Genomic DNA, 17,934 nt, shown 5'->3' with positions numbered 1-17,934 from the left:
GAGGAGAAACCCTCCTCCCTTCAATTCATGTGGCAATACCGATATTCGAAAATGGAGGGAAAAACGTTGCCTAGATATGAATTCTCTCCTCTTGGGGACTCGGGTGTCATGGTCAAACTAGGAGAGGTTATCGATCAACAGACCCATGAGAAGGTCATCCTATTCTCTGAATACCTACAGGAGCATCCTTTCCCCGGGATGATCGAATCTGTACCTGGCTTTACGACTGTTACAGTCTATTACGATCCGATTACTCTTTTCGATCCACTTGATGATATTTTGCCATACGATCGTGCCGTTGCTATTCTTGAGCAAATGTCGCAGCAAATCTCCAACACTCACTCTACAGAGTACAGACTGGTAGAAATCCCGGTTTGTTATGGAGGGAGCTTTGGTCCAGATCTGGAGGTAGTCGCCAAACAAAATGGTCTTAGTGTAGAGGAAGTGATTTCGATCCATTCGACAACAGAGTATCTGGTGTACATGATCGGATTTGCTCCCGGCTTTCCGTATCTCGGTGGAATGGATGAGCGACTGGCCACGCCGCGACGTTCCTCGCCACGACTATCTATTCCGATGGGTAGTGTAGGGATCGGAGGATTGCAAACAGGTATTTATTCGATAGAGAGCCCAGGTGGGTGGCAAATTATCGGAAGAACACCACTGAGCTTATTTCAGGCAGATGAAAGTTCTCCAAGTCTCTTGTGCGCTGGTGATAAAGTTCGCTTTCGTCCTATCTCCGAGCGGGAATACGATAACGGGGAGAAGGTGTACTAAGTGAGTATAGAGGTGATTACGCCAGGACTTTGCACGACCGTTCAAGATACAGGTAGATTTGGCTTTCAGCAGGTTGGGGTCAGTGTCAGTGGGGTGATGGACAAGCAAGCTGTACAGATGGCGAACATGTTAGTTGGCAATCAACAAACGGATGCTGTTCTGGAGCTGACGATGAGAGGCCCTAGCTTATTGTTTCATAAGGACATGCTAATCGCCATTTGTGGTGGTGACTTCAAAGCCACGATCAATGATAGATCCGTTTTGCCCAATCGAGCAGTCTGGATCAGGAGTGGAAGCATCTTGAAGTTTGGCCTGGCCAAGGAAGGCTGTCGCGCCTATCTCGCAGTCGCAGGCGGATGGGATGTGCCACTTGTGATGGGTAGTCGTAGTACGAATCTCCGTGGAAGCTTCGGAGGCTTTGCGGGTAGAATGCTTGCGGCAGGAGATAAGCTAGTTCAAAGCTCTCCAGGTTCATTCAGCCAATTTCTCGCTAACCAATTGGAAAAAAAGGCAGGAGCAGCTCCTTTCTACCAAGCGAATTGGTTTATTCCTTCTAGTACGCTTGTAAAAAATGGAGAAGCGGTTGTACGGGTGATACAAGGCGAGCAATTCGCAGATTTTTCGGAAGAGAGCCGTCAAAGCTTTTTCGAACAAACCTTTCAAGTGTCTACTCAATCAGACAGGATGGGGTATCGTTTAACAGGACCGGCGCTCGAACTTACGCAGGCGATGGAACTGATCTCGGCTGCGGTCACCGTAGGTACGATACAGGTTCCGCCTAACGGTCAACCTATTATCCTGATGGCAGACAGACAAACCATTGGCGGTTATCCGAAGATAGGCTATGTGCCAACTATAGATTTGCCGATCGTCGCCCAGTTGCGGCCAGGCGAAAAGATTCACTTTCAAGAGATTTCTCTGCGTGATGCTCAAAAGGCGCTTATCGAGAGGGATTCATTGATGAAGGCGATCAAGCTTGGTATAGAAGTAACCGTGGGATGGAGGTAAAAAGATGAAAACAGTAGATCTAAACTGTGATATGGGAGAGAGCTTTGGCGCCTATCAGTTGGGCAACGATCAAGAGATTTTGCCCTATATCACCTCTGCAAATGTGGCTTGTGGTTTCCATGCTGGAGACCCAGGAACAATGAGAAAAACGGTGCAAATGGCTTTGGAGGCAGGTGTGGCAATCGGTGCCCATCCCGGATTCGCTGATCTGGTCGGCTTCGGTCGCCGCAACATGGAGATTTCCCCTGATGAGGCGTACGAGCTAGTCCTCTACCAAATCGGCGCCCTGCAAGCGTTTGTACGGGCAGAAGGAGGCGTCATGCATCATGTGAAGCCACACGGGGCCTTGTACAATATGGCAGCCACAAGACCCGCTCTGGCTGAGTCTATCGTGTTGGCCATCTACAAAGTAAATCCGGAGCTGGTGTTGTATGGCTTGGCGGGAAGCGAGTTGACGCGTGCAGGGGAAAAAATCGGTCTTGCTACGGCGCATGAAGTGTTTGCAGACCGCACGTATCAGCAGGATGGCACGCTGACACCACGTAGTCAGCCGAATGCGATGATTACAGACCAACAGCAATCCCTCCAGCAAGTCATACGTATGGTAAGCAAGGGACTCGTCCTGACCCAGCAAGGCGTGGATATCCCGATTCAGGCCGATACGATTTGTATTCATGGCGACGGTGCCCATGCGTTGGAATTCGCGCAAAGCATCCGAGAAGCTTTGGTAGGAGCTGGCATGACAATCGCAGCACGATTTGCTCGATAGACATCTATCGGGCTTTTTCTGTTTCCGCTCCGGGAGTCTGGTATCGTGCGGTACTTCGCTTTTTCCCCCAGAGGAGGAAGAGCAAGAACAACAGCGGGATATAGCCATAAATGAAAACGATGCTCACTTTCCCATAAAAATCGAGTGCCATGAGCAAAGGAGTCGTACCTTCGAGCAGAAAGGAACCCATTGCCAGAGACGCTAGGAGAAGCAGAAGGGCGCGGATTTGACTGAGGCCAAATATTTGTTTCAGTCCGCGGGTAACCCCCCATAGATTCAGACAGATGTTTGGCAAAATCACGAAGAGCCAAAGAGATATCACAATGAACTCCAATCGCTGCAAATCCAGGTAAAATAATGAGCGGGAAGCGCAGAAATCGAATCGTATTTGACATTTTGTAAATGGGGGTAGTGAAAGAGGCAAGCGCAGACAGAGCAACGATGATCAGCAATATATTACTGGTCAAGGCAGCTTCTACGGATGCTTGACCAATGACGATTCCACCTACGATTCCAAGAGTCTGTCCGACCTTTGTCGGGAGCCGGGCACCTGCTTCTCGCAAAAACTCGATCGTCAGCTCCAAGAAAAGCACCTCTAAAACAGGGGGAAACGGGACGTATTTCCTCGATAAAATAATCGGAGCCAGCATGTCTTGCGGAATCATTTCCAAATGGAAAGTGAGAACGGCCGTATAGGCAGGTGTCATCAAAATAGAAAAAAGCACACCAAAAATGCGAATCAACCGAAACAAGGACGATAAGATCCACGGTAAATAATAATCCTCAGGAGAAATGAAGAAATCAAAGATAGTGCGATCGTCTGTAGTCTTTGCTCAACGGTTTCAATGTGCTGAGGATTCGTAATACCAGACAAGTAGACAACGGCTATGCGCGTATGAGAGAGCGTACCTAAGGTTAACTCTCGAATGATTAATTTGGGTGTGCTGATTTGTTGACGGATGAGATGCAGGTTGATATCGATGTTTTCAACAAAGCCTACCTTTGGTCCAACGACACTAAACTCGTTTTCCGTGGTGCGATGGAAAGAAACTCATTCCATTTCGTGATCATGTCGGTTTCGCTCCATAAGCTGTTCATCATTTGAGTTTTACTATGTCCGGTTTGTAGTGGAATTATCATCTAGAAAATAGAATGATTTCCTATAGGGAAGGGAACAATCAAACAAAGAACGAGGCGTGAAGAGAAATGGAAATTGAGGGGTTCATATGTTGGAAGTTAACTGTGATACATCATCGCTGAAGGCTGAATTGCTGCAAGAGCTGAGGGGAATATCCGTTACGTTAGATGAGAGCATACATGCGTTAAAAAATGAAAACGAATGTGTGCTCGGGACGTTTGATCAAATACGTACGAAGTTTAGCCGACTCGAAACAGTAGCAGCTTCGTTTTATTTACAATGCTATCTCTCTCCCTATACGGAAAAATACCTGGATCTGTCCATGGCTGTGCAGCACTTGTCCAAAAGGCGTCAAGGAGCATTGATCGTCGTTGAGCGCGAGGACCCACTTGATTTACTGCTGCAAGCTGGCATACCGATTGGAGCAACGATGAGCCATTCCTTGCTGGAGTCGATCTTTTATCCTGGCAGCCCTTTGCATGATGGGGCCGTTCTGATTCGGGAAAATCAGATCATTTCCGCGGCCAATGTACTGCCATTATCACAAGTTGTCGTAGGGGAAAAAAAGTTGGGAACCAGACATCGTGCTGCTTTGGGGTTGAGTGAAAAGAGCGATGCACTGATCGTTGTTGTTTCCGAGGAAACGGGAAAAGCGTCCTTTGCCATGCAGGGACACTTATATCCGATAATTTCCCCTTCATGAAAGCGCTCCGCGAAAAGCTGTTGTATCCGAGAAAAGAACGAGGCTGGATTTGTCATGGTGATGGCACAAATCCAGCCTCTCGCTATGTCATTCTCAGGTTAGATTCAAGCCCAATTTCCGTTGCGGAATATTGGTTCACGCTTGCCGTCAGCTGTTTCACCATCAATGTTCATCTCGGCGGAGCCGATCATGAAATCAACGTGAGTGAGGCTGATATTGATACCGCGGCTAGCCAGTTCCTCATTGCTCATCTCAGCGCCACCTTCGATATTCACACTATAAGCGTTCCCGATCGCCAAATGGTTGGATGCATTCTCATCAAAGAGCGTGTTATAGAAAATGATATCTGATTGCGAAATGGGGGACAAATGAGGAACCAAGGCCACTTCCCCCAAATAATGCGAGCCTTCATCTGTTTCAATTAATTGCTTTAGGGATTCTTCTCCCTTTTCAGCAGTTGCCGACACAATTCTTCCTTTTTCAAAAGTCAGCGTAAAATTCTCGATCAAATTCCCATGATAGCTCAAAGGCTTGGTGCTGCGAACGGTTCCGTTGACGCCTTCTTTTAATGGCGCGGTGAATACTTCTTCTGTCGGCATATTGGCCATGAAGGAGGCACCGTCCTTATTTACGCTACCGCCGCCAATCCAAATGTGTTTGGCAGGCAGCTCAATTGTCAAATTGGTACCGGGAGCTTCGTAATGAAGGTAACGGTATTGTTTGGCGTTGAGCTGATCCACCTTGCTGTTCAGTGTCGCATGATGGTCATGCCAAGCTTGGACAGGGTCATCCATATCTGCGCGAGTCGCGCGGAAGATGGCATCCCACAGGGCAGGCTCCTGTTCCTCTTGTGGCAAATGCGGGAAGACCATGGCGGCCCATGCAGGTGATGGAACTGCAAGCACGCACCAGCTCACTTTATCGGACATGGTATAGCTGCGGAATTTATGGAGAGCTTGACCAGCTGTTTTGTTGGCAGTAGAGATGCGGTCTAGATTTACACCCTTCAGCAAATCGGGATTCGCTGCAGAAATGTAGAGAAACGCCGCGCCATTTTCCGCCATTTCCTCTAATCCCTGTACCTTCCATTGCGGGTATTCACGAAACGCTTCATCAGGAGCCAAATCATATTTCATCCGTGTGAGTTCATCGTCGGTCCAATCAATATGCACGTGCTTGGCACCCGCTTCGTACGCTTTTTTGGCTACCTTTCTCACAAAAGGAGCAGTCGATAGCGGAGCTGTTACTACTAACGTTTGCATAGGCTGTACGTTTACGCCGACTTTTACAGCGAGATCAGCGTAACGGTCGAACAAGGTTTCAAAAGACATGGTTCATTTCCTCCTTTTAAGAACAAAAGGCTTACTTGCACTCTATCTATTTTACCTTCCCCTCCGAAATCACCTGCTTATGATTTGAAAGAATTTCCTAGGAAAGCGCAGAAAAAGACAGATTACTGCCTAATTCGAGCAAGTTATCCACTTGTTTATTTTGGTTAATTGTAGGAAAATTCAAATGAAAAGGCAATTTTATTACATAAAAAATATTTTATTGGCAGAACTAAAGGAGGCAGTCAGAGTGAAGACAAGACAGACACGTGATCAAGTCGCTGTCGAGTATACGTGGAACCTGAACGATCTGTTTGAGAGCCAGGAAGCGTGGGAGCAAGAATTAGTAGAAATTGTACAGCATCTGCCTGTCGTCACTGCATTCAAAGGTCAGCTGCATACGAGCGGAGAGACGTTATTGGCATGCTTGGAGGCAAACGAGGCGATCCATGTTCGGGCAAATATCGCAGCGACGTATGCCAGACTGCGGTCGTCTGAAGACGGGACGAATCCACAAAACCAAGCGAACTCTGCACGGGTAGGGGATGTCGTGTCCCAGCTGAATGCTGCGCTTTCTTTTATACCTTCCGAGATTTTGGCACTGCCTGAAGGAAAAATCGAGAGCTTCTTGGCGGAAGAACCAGGACTCAAAGTATTCCGCAAAAGCCTGAATGATTTGCTGGAAACAAAGCCGTACCGATTGTCGGCCGAGACCGAAGAAGCGTTTGCGGCGATGGGCGAGGTTTTCTCTGCACCATACAACATTTACGCGCGTGGAAAACTGTCGGACATGTCATTTGGACCCGTCCATGATAGCGAAGGAAATGAGCGTCCAGTATCCTTCGCGTTGTTTGAGACCGATTATGAGATGTCTTCCGATACGACGCTGCGCCGTGCTTCGTACGAATCCTTTTCGAAGACACTCGCTTCTTACCAAAACTCCTTCGCTGCGGTATACGCGACAGAGGTGAAAAGACAGACAGTCATGTCTCGCCTGCGTGGCTATGAAACCGTAACGGACATGCTGCTTAAACCACAGCAAGTTACGCTGGATATGTACCACAACATTCTGGATATTATCGGCAATGAGCTCGCTCCGCACATGCGTCGCTATGCGAAGTTGAAAGCAAAAGAGCTCGGTCTTGAAAAGTTGGCCTTTTGTGATTTGAAGGCGCCGCTTGATCCAGAATTCAGCCCACCGATTACGATTGAAGAAGCTGGGCAAAAGATACTGGCTTCCTTGCAAGTAATGGGTCCTGAATATACAGCCATTATGGAAAAAGCACTGAATGAACGCTGGATCGACTACGTAGACAACGTGGGCAAATCGACAGGTGCGTTCTGCTCAACGACATATAGCAAGCACTCTTACATTCTCATTACGTGGTCGGGAAATATGCGCAGTGCTTTCACGCTGGCACATGAGCTGGGTCATTGCGGACACTTTATGCTGGCGACAAGAGAGCAAAGCTTTACGAACTCTCGTCCATCGCTGTACTTTATCGAAGCGCCTTCCACACTCAATGAGCTCTTGCTCGCGCAGCACATCGTGGAGCAATCCGACGATCCGCGTTTGAAGCGTTGGGTCATTTTGCAATTGATGAATACGTACTATCACAACTTTGTCACGCATCTGTTAGAAGCGAGAATGCAACGAAAAGTGTACGAAGCAGCGCAAAAAGACGTACCTTTGACTGCCAAACAGCTCTCCGAATGGAAAGGGCAAGTGCTCGCAGACTTCTGGGGTGATGCAGTTGATCTGGACGCGGCAGCGAGTCTTACATGGATGCGCCAACCGCACTATTACATGGGGCTGTATCCTTACACATACGCAGCTGGTTTGACCGCTTCTACAGCAATGGCAGCGAGCATCAAGGAAGAGGGACAGCCTGCTGTTGATCGCTGGATCGAGGTGCTCAAAGCCGGGGGAACACTAACGCCGCTGGAACTGATGAAAAAAGCTGGCGTGGACATGTCAGATCCGCAGCCAATCCGCGAGGCTGTCGCATACGTCGGCAGTCTGGTTGACGAGCTGGAAAGACTGTTTTAACCTGATAAAAGCAGAAAAGGCTTGTGATCGCAAGGAATCACAAGCCTTTTGATTTGATCAAGCAAGAAGGAGTAGTCATCATGACCGAATTTACGCAGCGCGCACTAAACATTATTGCCGGGATTCCAGCGGGCCATGTCATGACGTACGGGCAAATTGCTGCGTTGGCCGGGAGTCCAAGGGCTGCCAGACAAATCGTTCGCATCCTTCATTCCATGTCCAAAAAGCACAAGCTTCCTTGGCATCGGGTCATCAACGCCCAAGGAAAGATCGGATTGCAAGATTTGGATTCGTTCACGCTGCAAAAAATGGCCTTGGAAATCGAAGGGATAGTCGTGTCAGCAGCAGGAGAAATAGAGTTGGAACGTTATCAGTTTCACCCACATGTAGTGGATGAGCCGCTATTCTAGTATCCTACTTCTACCGAAGCAATGACGATATAGGCAAGGTCGTTCTTGTCCTCTTTTTCAGCGATCACGACTCCACTGCTCGTCAGCATGCCACCCTCGACGATTTCGAAGGAGACTTCCCCGTAAGGCAGTGCTTTACGAACCGTTTCCAAGTCGAGCTTGTCCTTGTCAGCAGGAACGGCCAGCCTCACATTTACTTTCATGTTATGGATATCGTTTCCTGGCAGGACAGAACGCAGTCCAGGCATCGAATTATGATGGATGGCATTTTGAACAGCGCGGACTGCGGCTTTGGTGACGTTTTGTCCATGCATGTCGATGCCCATTCCTATTTCAATAAACATTACTTTTTCCATTGGCTTGTTCACTCCTGTTTCATTCTACTTTTCTAACATCCTTATCTTACCACGAAAAGGAATGGTTTTTTCTCTCATCTGTATTGTGTTTATCGTCAAGACATGTCATCATAACATGTTGGTATCTATGCTTGACGATTCTTTTCATTATTGGAGGCAGGTCACAATTGGAACGTTATCCTTTTGCCTACGATCCGTCCCAGCCGTTCATCTCTCAGGTGAGTGATTGGGTAGCGGACGTTTTTTATGAAGTATTGCCTGAGGCTGGATTCGAGGTGCGTGATGAGCAAATCTACATGGCCTTTCAGCTTGAACGGGCTTTTATAGAAAAGCAAACGATTTTTGCAGAGGCGGGAGTAGGCACGGGAAAAACATTGGCTTACTTGCTGTACGCCATCTGCTATGCACGATATACCAGAAAGCCCGCCATCATTGCCTGTGCGAATGAGTCGTTGATTGAGCAGCTCGTAAAACCCGAAGGCGATATTGCCAAACTGGCTCGTCATCTCAACCTGACGATTGACGCGAGACTCGGTAAATCTCCGGACCAATATCTCTGTTTGCGCAAGCTGGATGAGGCGAGATTCCAGCCTGAGACAGGGGAAGCTTTCCAGCATATTTATCAAGAGCTTCCTTCATTTGTTCATACACATGAGGCCTTGCAGTCGTTTTATCCGTACGGGGATCGCAGCACATATCCTGACCTGGATGATCAAGAATGGGCGCAGATGAACTGGGATACTTTTCAAGATTGCTTTGTGTGCGACAGACAGCACCGCTGTGGACAGACCCTTTCGAGAAATCATTACCGTCAGTCAGCCGATTTAATCATTTGCTCCCATGACTTTTATATGGAGCATGTGTGGACCTATGAGATCCGCAAGCGCGGAGGCCAGCTGCCGTTGCTGCCACCGCATAGCTCGGTCATTTTTGACGAGGGCCATCTGCTGGAGCCTGCTGCCCAAAAAGCATTGACGTACAAGCTGAATCACTCCGTGTTCGAAGAAACGATTACGCGTGTCTTGAAGGGTGAGATCAGGGAAGAGCTCGCTATTGCCATTGAGGAAGCCATTGCTCAGAGTGAAGAGATGTTTTCCCGATTAAACGAAGAGAGCAAGGCTGTGATGGGCTCCAACCGCAAAGAGATTCACTTCCATCCGGAACTCATTGCAACCATCCACCGTTTTACGAATCTCGTCAGTTGGATTGAAGAAGAGCTGGCGTTAGAGGGTGGGCTGTATACATTGGACGAGTTCCAGCTGCGAATTGTCGAAGAGCATCTGGAAATGATGCAGCTGGCACTGGGACTTTTCCAAGACCCGGATCACGTCATTTCCTGGATGAGTGAAGAGATTACAGGTCCTACCTTGGTCGTCATGCCGAAAAAGGTGCAGGAAGTACTGGAAGAGCGTGTATTCTCACAAAAGATGCCGATTGTCTTTTCGTCAGCGACTCTATCTGTTGATGGATCGTTCAAGTATGTGGCGGACAGCTTGGGCATTGAGCAATACCTGTCGTTCTCGGTGGCTTCTCCGTACGAGTACGACAAGCAAATGGAGGTATACGTACCGACACTTTCTGCGACCGACTCATTTGCGGAAAAAATGAGACAGGCTACCCAATTGCTGCAAAAAACAGCGGGTAGTGCGCTGCTGTTGTTTTCCTCCATGGAGGAATTACAACAATTCAAGACCGCCATCAAAAACGAGCCTGCCTGTACGGATCTGCGATTCTTGTTTGAAGGAGATGCGGAAATCAGCCATCTGATCTCTCAATTCCAAAACGACGAGAAAAGCAGCCTCTGTGCGGTGAGCCTGTGGGAAGGGCTAGATGTTCCGGGGCCTTCGCTGTCCAATGCGATCATTTGGTCACTGCCATTCCCGCCGAATGATCCGGTGTTTACAGCAAAACGAAAAAGTGCAGCGAATCCTTTCGACGAGGTAGATATGCCTTACATGCTACTGAGACTGCGTCAAGGCATCGGGCGTTTGATCCGTTCGAGAGAGGATAGCGGTCTGGTATCAATCTTGAGTCCGCAATTGAGCGAAAATGACCAGCTGAGACAGCAAGTTCAGGATGTTTTTCCGGCTGGCGTAGAGTGGAAAACGTCTTTGGACGGTGTATTGGCGTAAGGAAAAGGCAGGAGCCATTGTGGCTTCCTGCTTTTTTTTATGGTTATTCCGGCATGTTGCCGACGGTAGGATCGACGACGAAATCTGGCTTGAAGCCTTCATATTTTACTTCGGATACCATTCCTTGCGCAGCGTGGCCCAAATCGTGGCAGTGGAACATCCAATCACCTGGATTGTCAGCTTCGAAGGCGACTACATAAGATTCACCCGGCAAAATGTTCAGCGTATCTTTGACCAGAGGGGAGCCTGAGATAGGCTGTCCGTTTTTGCTCAATACTTGGAAGAAATGTCCGTGCAAATGCATCGGGTGGATATCTTTTGGTGATTTGTTCACCATCGTGACTTTGACCCGATTGCCTTTTTTGACATTGAGCGGAGGGACATCCGGGAACGTTTTTCCATTGATGGTAAAGGCCATTTTTCCATCTGCCGTTTCCGTGTTCAGATCCATTTGATACGTGATGTCGTACTTCTGCTCCAGCGCAAAGCTGCTTTTTGCCGCTTCGCCGTATTTCGTGATGTCTATCGTTGGCATATCGCCAGCTTCGGATTTGGCTGTTTTTGTTTCTGAGCCTTCGTAGACGATAGGCACGACAAGGGACTTGGCGCCTGGATTTGTGCTGCGCTCCTCTAATAACCATTTGCCAGGATTGTTTGCGACAAATTCGAGGTCATATCGTTCTCCTGGCCCGATATTGAGGAGCTGGCCTCCTACAAGGGGCGGATTATGGATAGGTTGCCCGTCTGTTGCTACGATTTTAAATTCATGACCTTGCAGGTTTAGCTTGTGGTTCAAGTATCCGGCATTGATCAGGCGGATTCTGACTTTTTCTCCTTCTGTAACAGATAGCGGCTGGATTGCCGGGCCAGTTTTTCCGTTCACCGAAAAAATCGTATACATCAACGGCATCATCTCAGCGTCACTCATGGGCATCTCCATACCGACCATGTTGTGACCACCAGAGGACGAGCTATCGGAAGAAGGGGCACTCACGCCATGGCTCATGCCACTTCCGTGCATTTCCACCATGCTATCGTCCTGCATCCATTCATCCAGAACGAGGGTAAAGTCCTTATCAGCTGGCTCTGGTGTAGCCGGTTCTACCACAAGTGAACCATACAAGCCTTTGTCTACCTGCTTGGCGCTGTTTTGATGCGAGTGGTACCAGTATGTCCCGGCAACGTCCACCTTGAATTTGTAGGTGAAGCTTTCGTTTGGTCTTACGGCATTTTGGGTCACACCAGGGATTCCGTCCATGTTATTCGGGACGGGTAAGCCATGCCAGTGAATGGAAACCGGCTCGGGTAATTCGTTTTTCAACGTCACGCTGATGGTTTCTCCTTGTTTGACACGAAGCTGTGGACCTGGAACGGTTCCATTGTACGTCCATGCGTTTTTCATGGTCTTGTCATCGAGGTGGAGCATGTTTTCTTTTGCCGTGAGGGTAAATGTATTGCCTGTAAGCACCTCCATCGACGAGTCGCTGGAAGCAGACATCTGCTGCGGTTGCGTTTCTGCTGTTGTTTGGGGTGAAGAATTCATGTTGTGTCCATTATGATCCATTGTGGTATTGTCAGTGGAGCAGGCGGCTAACAGCAAAACGCCACCTAGAACCAAGGGATAAGCCCATGGGCGTATTTTCCGTTTGTTCATGTGCACTTTTTCCTCCTTTGAGCTGTTGGGGAAAGCGTACCAAACGATTGTGTAGAAAACATGAAGACGGGATGTATGACACTTCTGTTACGCATTTTGCAAAAATGGGAAAGTAAGCGTGAACAAATGCTATAATGGAGTATCGTACATAGAAGGAATCAGTAGAATCGGACAGGGATGGTGTTCACGTTTGGGTAACGTAGATTTTGCGAGCTTGCCTTGGAATGTTTTTTGGGTTGGAGTCGCTTACTTTTTGGTCACAGGAGTCTTTTTCTGTCTTGGATTTATGCGATTGCTTTCGGAACGGGTGAAAAGTGGCATCGTATGCATGGTAATTGCAGTTGTCAGCGGTGGTTTTTTCTTGAATTATTTGTTTACTCATCACATTTAAAATTGGATAATCAAGCGAAAATCCTCGTCGGAGCTGGTAATCGATGGGGATTTTATTTTTGTCTTGTGTTTCCCGTTTCGATTGGCGAAAATGGAAGTGATAGGAGAATAATCGGGTTGATGTCGCTTTCCTTCGGGGGATACCGATTTCAAAGCAACCATTCCTCACAAATTGGAAGAGACGATACATACAAGCTTTTGGATTTGGCAGTACATCAAGCAGAAACTTATTGGCTCAAAGGTTTATCAACAAATGACAATCAGGAATGTCAATACAACTCGCAAAAAATTACGAACTGATGCAGGCTGTTGATCAGTAAATCTTTTGTGACAAGTAAACACGTTGCATTTTGCATCTGACAGTGGTGGTCTGCGATGATCTACAATCGTGAAGCTGATGGGGGGAAAGTATACCAGCAGCTTCTTTTTTGTTCCGCGTTTCTACCGGGAAAAAACATAGTCAGAATGTAAACAGTTTGTAACGAGTTATCCCCCGAAACCGTCATATAATCAGGTTACAAACAACTATTCAGCAAGCGTCTAACGTAAGACAAGGACCGGGTAATTTCCTTGTGAAACCATCCACTATAAGGAAGGTGTGATGCATATATAAGGGAGTAAGTGAACAGAAAACAACGAGATAGTGAGTAGTTCATCACATCCTGAATACGGGCAACGATGATGGGAAGAATTCATTTTCCATAAAGATAATGAACGAGACCAAACCCCGTTTTCTCACGATTCCAGAAACAGGGGTTTTTGCATTCATAGAGCACGCAATTCCCGATGTGTAATGACTGCCCCCAACAACAAATGATGAAAACAGAACGGAAGTAAAAGGGGAGAATGCAGATGTTTTGCATGGCGAGCACGAAGAATCACCATAAAAATACGAAAAGGACGATGGGTACGAAAAGAATTAATAATCAGAACGAATTAATCACTCGCCAACATGCAACGATAGGAGGCCACCAGCATGCCTGAACCGATCAAAGCTGTAAGCAGCCGATACATGGCTGGGATCGACGGGCTTCGTGCGCTGGCGGTACTCGCAGTCATTATTTATCACTTGAATTACGACTGGGCACCCGGGGGATTGTTGGGTGTCGGTATTTTCTTCGTTTTATCGGGATATTTAATTACAGACTTATTAATTGCAGAATGGAATCGAAATGGCAGACTCGACATGAAAGACTTTTGGTTGCGCCGTGCTAGAAGACTGCTCCCAGCGCTTTTCCTCATGCTGTTTGTGGTGATGGCAGGAGTAGCTATCTTTTCGCCAGAGCAGTTGGACACCATCCGCGGAGATGTTGGAGCAGCCGTTCTTTACGTGAGTAACTGGTGGCTGGTCTTTCATGACGTATCTTATTTTGAAAAATTCGGTCCGCCTTCACCATTAGGCCATCTGTGGTCATTGGCAGTAGAAGAACAGTTTTATGTCATTTGGCCGCTGGTACTCGCTCTGGGACTCCGCTTCCTGAAGCGCAGGGGGCCAATTATGATCATTACTTTGGTGCTGGCTGCACTATCCGCCATCTCCATGGCCGTCATGTATGAGCCAGGTCTTGATCCGAGTCGTGTTTATTACGGAACGGACACACGGGTATTCGGGTTGCTGATCGGTGCCGCACTCGCCATGATGTGGCCGAGTCGCTTGCTTACGACGAACATTTCCCAAAAAGCGCGATTGACGCTTGATCTGAGCGGTCTCTTGAGCTTAGGAATTCTTTTGTACAGCATTTGGAACACGAATCAGTATGATGATTATTTGTACGAGGGCGGGCTCGTCCTCCTGTCTGTTGTCAGTGCTGTGCTGGTCGCAGTACTCGCACATCCGGCCAGCAGCTTGGCGAAATGGATGGGCTGCAAGCCATTGCGTTGGATCGGCGTTCGATCTTACGGGATTTATTTGTGGCACTACCCTGTTATCGTTTGGACGAATCCGTTTTTAGCGGACAGGGAGTGGATGGCGGTACCTGGAGCGGTTTTACAACTCCTCGCAAGCATTTTGCTGGCATCGTTGTCATTTAAATATCTAGAAGAGCCAATTCGTTACGGTGCATTAGGCAGAATCTGGCATCGTTCCAATAAGGCTGGGCAGAAAACAAAACGTTTAAACCGTGTATTGGCAACTGGTTGCGCGATCGCTCTATGTGTCACGTATTATGGGATCGCTTCGCTCACATCAGATGCGACCGCTGGAAATGTGACGCAGCCAACGCAGACGGTCACCGAGACGAAGGTCCCCGACAAGCCACATGGTCCTGAGGTGCCAATCGTAGAAAAGAAACCGGAAACGGTACAAAAACCAGCTACTCCACCAACAAAGCCGAAAAATGAGCAGAAACCAAATAACAACGCACAAAAGCAGAAGCCTGTGGAGAAGCAGAAAGATTCGAATGCTTCCAAACAGCCTGACCAAAAACAGGAACCGATCAAAGCGATAGGCTCCGGTAAAGGAATCACGGTGATTGGTGATTCTGTCATGCTGGATGTGGCTCCTTATCTGGAGAAGCTATTGCCAGGGATCGTCGTGGATGCCAAAATCGGAAGGCAAATGTCGCAAGCTCCTGACGTGATTGCGCAGCTCAAAGCAAAAGGGCAATTGGGAAATCGCGTTGTGATTGAATTAGGCTCGAACGGAGCATTTAGTAAAGGCCAGCTCGATAAGCTACTGCAATCGCTGGATGGCGTAGAGCAAATCATTCTCGTCAATTCTCGCGTACCTAAACCGTGGGAAAGCGTCGTGAATAAGATGCTGGCGGAAACTGCTACAGCCCATCCGCATGTCGTTCTTGTGGATTGGTATGCGGCAAGTGAAGGGCAAAGCACTTACTTTTACAAAGACGGTGTTCACCCGAATAAGGAAGGCTCGCAAAAATACGCGGCGCTCGTGGCGAGTGCAATCGCGCCTACGGAACCAGAGAAGAAGCCGGAAGTAAAAGAGGAAGAGAAAGCGGCAGAGACGGCAGTAGAAGAGGCAGGGCAGATGGAAGGGGCACTGGAGGCAACTGAGGAAACCCCTATGGAAGAAATGGTACAATAATACCAGAACAATTGCTGACTGAAACAAAGCAAGGGAAGACCAGTGAACCAAGTCGTTCGCTGGTCTTTTTTATGTGACAGTGTGTACAACCAAACATAATTTTCATCAAACGATAGCAGATCAGCTCATGGACTTTTTGCTCACTCTCCTGTACGATAGCTAACGGAAGAATAATGCATCGGGTGAAAGAAGGAACAATCATGATTCGGTCGTACTTGCTATTGCTTTTTTGTGTGACGCTGTGGGGCAGTAATTTTGTGTTCGGAAGCATGTTGGTCAAAGAGTTTCCGCCGCTGTTTTTGGCAGATGTACGCTTGCTTTTCACGTCTATGTTTCTGATCATTTACGCGTTTCTGACCAAAAAATTCGTAAAAATCACCGTTCGTGAGCTAGGACTTCTTGTCTTGCTTGGCTTGATCGGAACGTTGGCGAATCAAACGGCGTATTTCAATGGGCTCTTGACGACAGATGCGACAACGGCATCGCTGATTCTTTCCTTGGCGCCGATCGTCACTGCAGTGCTGGCTTCTTTGTTTTTGAAGGAACAGTTTACCATGCGTATGAAGCTTGGGTCTGGCTTGGCTCTATTGGGAACATTCTTCGTAGTCGGAATTGGGGCAGGACTCTCCATTTCCAAAGGAGTCTTACTCATTGTGATTGCCATGGTCACATTCTCGTCTTCCATGATCATCATTCGCAAACTGACGCAAACCATGCAGCCGTTTATTGCCACCGTTTACTCGACGACAGTTGGCACTTTGTTTTTGACGCCAGCGGCGCTGTTGACGATCGAGCCAGGGGCGCAGATCAGCCACGAAGTGTGGGCATGGGCGATGCTCATTTTGACCGCGATCCTTATGCAAGGAATATGTGGAATTGTCTGGAATCAACAATTAAAAGTGGTAGGGACGGGTAAAGCAGCTATTTTTCTTAACTTGCAGCCCTTTGTAGCGATGCTGGTCGGGTTTTTACTGCTTGGTTCCCAGGTGACGTCGATTCAAGTGGGAGGCTCCTTGTTGATTGTCGTGGGTGTGATTGTTGCCAGTGTTCAAAAGAAACAATCTGTTCAGCCATCGAAGACGGTATAGAGCATACTGCTTGTAAAAGATGAAAAGGAAAGCGTAGGCTTCGATTCGGGAGTGAGAATTGCCCGAATCAATGCTTACGCTTTTTTTATCCAATATGGCCTACATTTTGAAAGATTTTCGCAATTGTGCCGACATCTCATCCAGCGATTCCTGAGCTTGCTTGATAAACGTATGGAATCCAGTGAAGGAATGGATCATGCCTTGTTCATTTCGATAGATGACATCGACACCGCTCTCGCGTAGCTTGTCTGCATACGCTTTTCCGCCATCTCGCAAAGGATCGTATTCGGCTGTAATCACCATGGCAGAAGGCAGACCAGTGAAATCGGCTCCGTTGATCGGATCAAGATATGGATTGTGCCGATCGGCAGTCGGAGGTATATAGTGACCGAGGAACCAATTCAACAATTTCACATCCAGCAAATAGCCACTCGCATTTTCCTGCATGGATGGATAGAGATCGGTGTCCACAATTCCTACGGCTGGATTGATTAATAATTGAAAAACGATAAACGGGGCCTGTCGTTCTTTCGCCATGAGACTCACTACTGCTGCAAAATTAGCTCCGGCGCTATCTCCGCCTACTGCTATCCGCGATGGGTCAATGCCAAACTGATCAGCATGGCTTGAAATATAGAGGAGAGAATCATAGGCATCTTCCAATCCTTCAGGAAAAGGATGCTCAGGAGCGAGTCGATAATCGATAGAAATGACCACACATTTTGCGTTATTTGCGATGTTGCGACATACCGAGTCTACTGTTTCGAGATTACCGATCACGAATCCGCCTCCATGATAGTACACAAGTGCAGGGAAGGGTGCATGACCTTCTGGTGTGTAGATGCGAATCGGAATAGAACGGCCTTCTAAGGGAAGCAATAGATTCTCTACCTTTTTTACCTGTTCAGGTTCTACGCCTGAGTCTCGATTTTGATCAGTCGCCATTCGCATAATCTGTGGTGTCAATTGGCTGAAATCAACATCATTGCGTGAGCGGTTGAAGACATCTAATATTTGTTGAATATGTGGATGAACCGGCATGTGTATGACCCCCAATTCGAATGATATTTGGATAGCTTACAGGC

Annotated in this window: 13 protein-coding genes and 1 pseudogene; 9 read left to right on the top strand and 5 right to left on the bottom strand. The window is 47.8% G+C overall.

Annotated features, from left to right (window positions below; genetic code table 11):
* Positions 1 to 27: 27 nt before the first annotated feature.
* The 3 genes from pxpB to POF51_RS03110 are packed head-to-tail and all read left to right on the top strand — an operon-like array spanning position 28 to position 2,554.
* Entirely contained in the window at positions 28 to 777 is a 750-nt protein-coding gene (pxpB, locus tag POF51_RS03120; RefSeq protein ID WP_271754189.1) for a 5-oxoprolinase subunit PxpB, read from the top strand.
* The gene (locus tag POF51_RS03115; protein WP_271753784.1) at positions 778 to 1,785 is read left to right on the top strand and encodes a biotin-dependent carboxyltransferase family protein; all 1,008 of its coding nucleotides are present in this window, start codon (positions 778 to 780) and stop codon (positions 1,783 to 1,785) included.
* A 4-nt stretch (positions 1,786 to 1,789) separates the two neighbouring features.
* Complete coding sequence (locus POF51_RS03110) at positions 1,790 to 2,554, top strand: LamB/YcsF family protein (protein WP_069845203.1); 765 nt, start codon at positions 1,790 to 1,792, stop codon at positions 2,552 to 2,554.
* A gap of 326 nt (positions 2,555 to 2,880) precedes the next feature.
* On the opposite strand, the pseudogene POF51_RS03100 reads toward POF51_RS03110, so the two are convergent.
* A pseudogene (locus tag POF51_RS03100) lies at positions 2,881 to 3,587 on the bottom strand (spore germination protein); the annotation flags it as partial.
* 193 nt (positions 3,588 to 3,780) lie between these two features.
* Here POF51_RS03100 and cdaS point away from each other — a divergent pair.
* Positions 3,781 to 4,395, top strand: coding sequence for a sporulation-specific diadenylate cyclase CdaS (gene cdaS / locus POF51_RS03095; protein WP_017248285.1), 615 nt, complete (start codon positions 3,781 to 3,783; stop codon positions 4,393 to 4,395).
* Between the two features lie 104 nt (positions 4,396 to 4,499).
* Here the strand turns inward: cdaS and POF51_RS03090 are convergent, their stop codons facing one another.
* The gene (locus POF51_RS03090; protein WP_069845200.1) at positions 4,500 to 5,726 is read right to left on the bottom strand and encodes an aminopeptidase; all 1,227 of its coding nucleotides are present in this window, start codon (positions 5,724 to 5,726) and stop codon (positions 4,500 to 4,502) included.
* A gap of 247 nt (positions 5,727 to 5,973) precedes the next feature.
* On the opposite strand from POF51_RS03090, the gene pepF reads away from it, so the two are divergent.
* Both pepF and POF51_RS03080 read left to right on the top strand, forming a co-directional pair.
* Entirely contained in the window at positions 5,974 to 7,773 is a 1,800-nt protein-coding gene (gene pepF, locus POF51_RS03085) for an oligoendopeptidase F (protein WP_069845199.1), read from the top strand.
* An 80-nt stretch (positions 7,774 to 7,853) separates the two neighbouring features.
* Positions 7,854 to 8,183: an MGMT family protein gene (locus tag POF51_RS03080; RefSeq protein ID WP_069845495.1), complete on the top strand. Its 330-nt coding sequence runs from the start codon at positions 7,854 to 7,856 to the stop codon at positions 8,181 to 8,183.
* Here POF51_RS03080 and POF51_RS03075 read toward each other — a convergent pair.
* Positions 8,180 to 8,539, bottom strand: coding sequence for a Lin0512 family protein (locus POF51_RS03075; protein WP_017248289.1), 360 nt, complete (start codon positions 8,537 to 8,539; stop codon positions 8,180 to 8,182). The two genes, POF51_RS03080 and POF51_RS03075, sit on opposite strands and share 4 nt — an antisense overlap.
* Before the next feature lie 167 nt (positions 8,540 to 8,706).
* Here POF51_RS03075 and POF51_RS03070 point away from each other — a divergent pair, with 167 nt between their 5' ends.
* Positions 8,707 to 10,671, top strand: a complete 1,965-nt coding sequence (locus POF51_RS03070) for an ATP-dependent DNA helicase (RefSeq protein WP_271753776.1) — start codon at positions 8,707 to 8,709, stop codon at positions 10,669 to 10,671.
* 43 nt (positions 10,672 to 10,714) lie between these two features.
* Here POF51_RS03070 and POF51_RS03065 read toward each other — a convergent pair whose 3' ends face one another.
* Complete coding sequence (locus tag POF51_RS03065) at positions 10,715 to 12,325, bottom strand: multicopper oxidase family protein (RefSeq protein WP_271753775.1); 1,611 nt, start codon at positions 12,323 to 12,325, stop codon at positions 10,715 to 10,717.
* Positions 12,326 to 13,691: 1,366 nt separating this feature from the next.
* Between POF51_RS03065 and POF51_RS03060 the strand changes: the two genes are divergently transcribed.
* Together POF51_RS03060 and POF51_RS03055 are read left to right on the top strand one after the other, a co-directional pair.
* A complete protein-coding gene (locus POF51_RS03060; protein WP_069845194.1) occupies positions 13,692 to 15,761 on the top strand; it encodes an acyltransferase family protein in 2,070 nt (689 codons plus the stop codon).
* A gap of 200 nt (positions 15,762 to 15,961) precedes the next feature.
* Positions 15,962 to 16,849, top strand: coding sequence for a DMT family transporter (locus POF51_RS03055; RefSeq protein WP_106833887.1), 888 nt, complete (start codon positions 15,962 to 15,964; stop codon positions 16,847 to 16,849).
* Between the two features lie 99 nt (positions 16,850 to 16,948).
* On the opposite strand, the gene POF51_RS03050 is transcribed toward POF51_RS03055, so the two are convergent.
* Positions 16,949 to 17,890: an alpha/beta hydrolase gene (locus POF51_RS03050; RefSeq protein ID WP_271753771.1), complete on the bottom strand. Its 942-nt coding sequence runs from the start codon at positions 17,888 to 17,890 to the stop codon at positions 16,949 to 16,951.
* Positions 17,891 to 17,934 lie beyond the last annotated feature (44 nt).

Source organism: Brevibacillus sp. AG, assembly GCF_028369215.1.
Classification (GTDB): domain Bacteria; phylum Bacillota; class Bacilli; order Brevibacillales; family Brevibacillaceae; genus Brevibacillus; species Brevibacillus porteri.
This window is presented reverse-complemented; position numbering and strand designations above follow the sequence as displayed.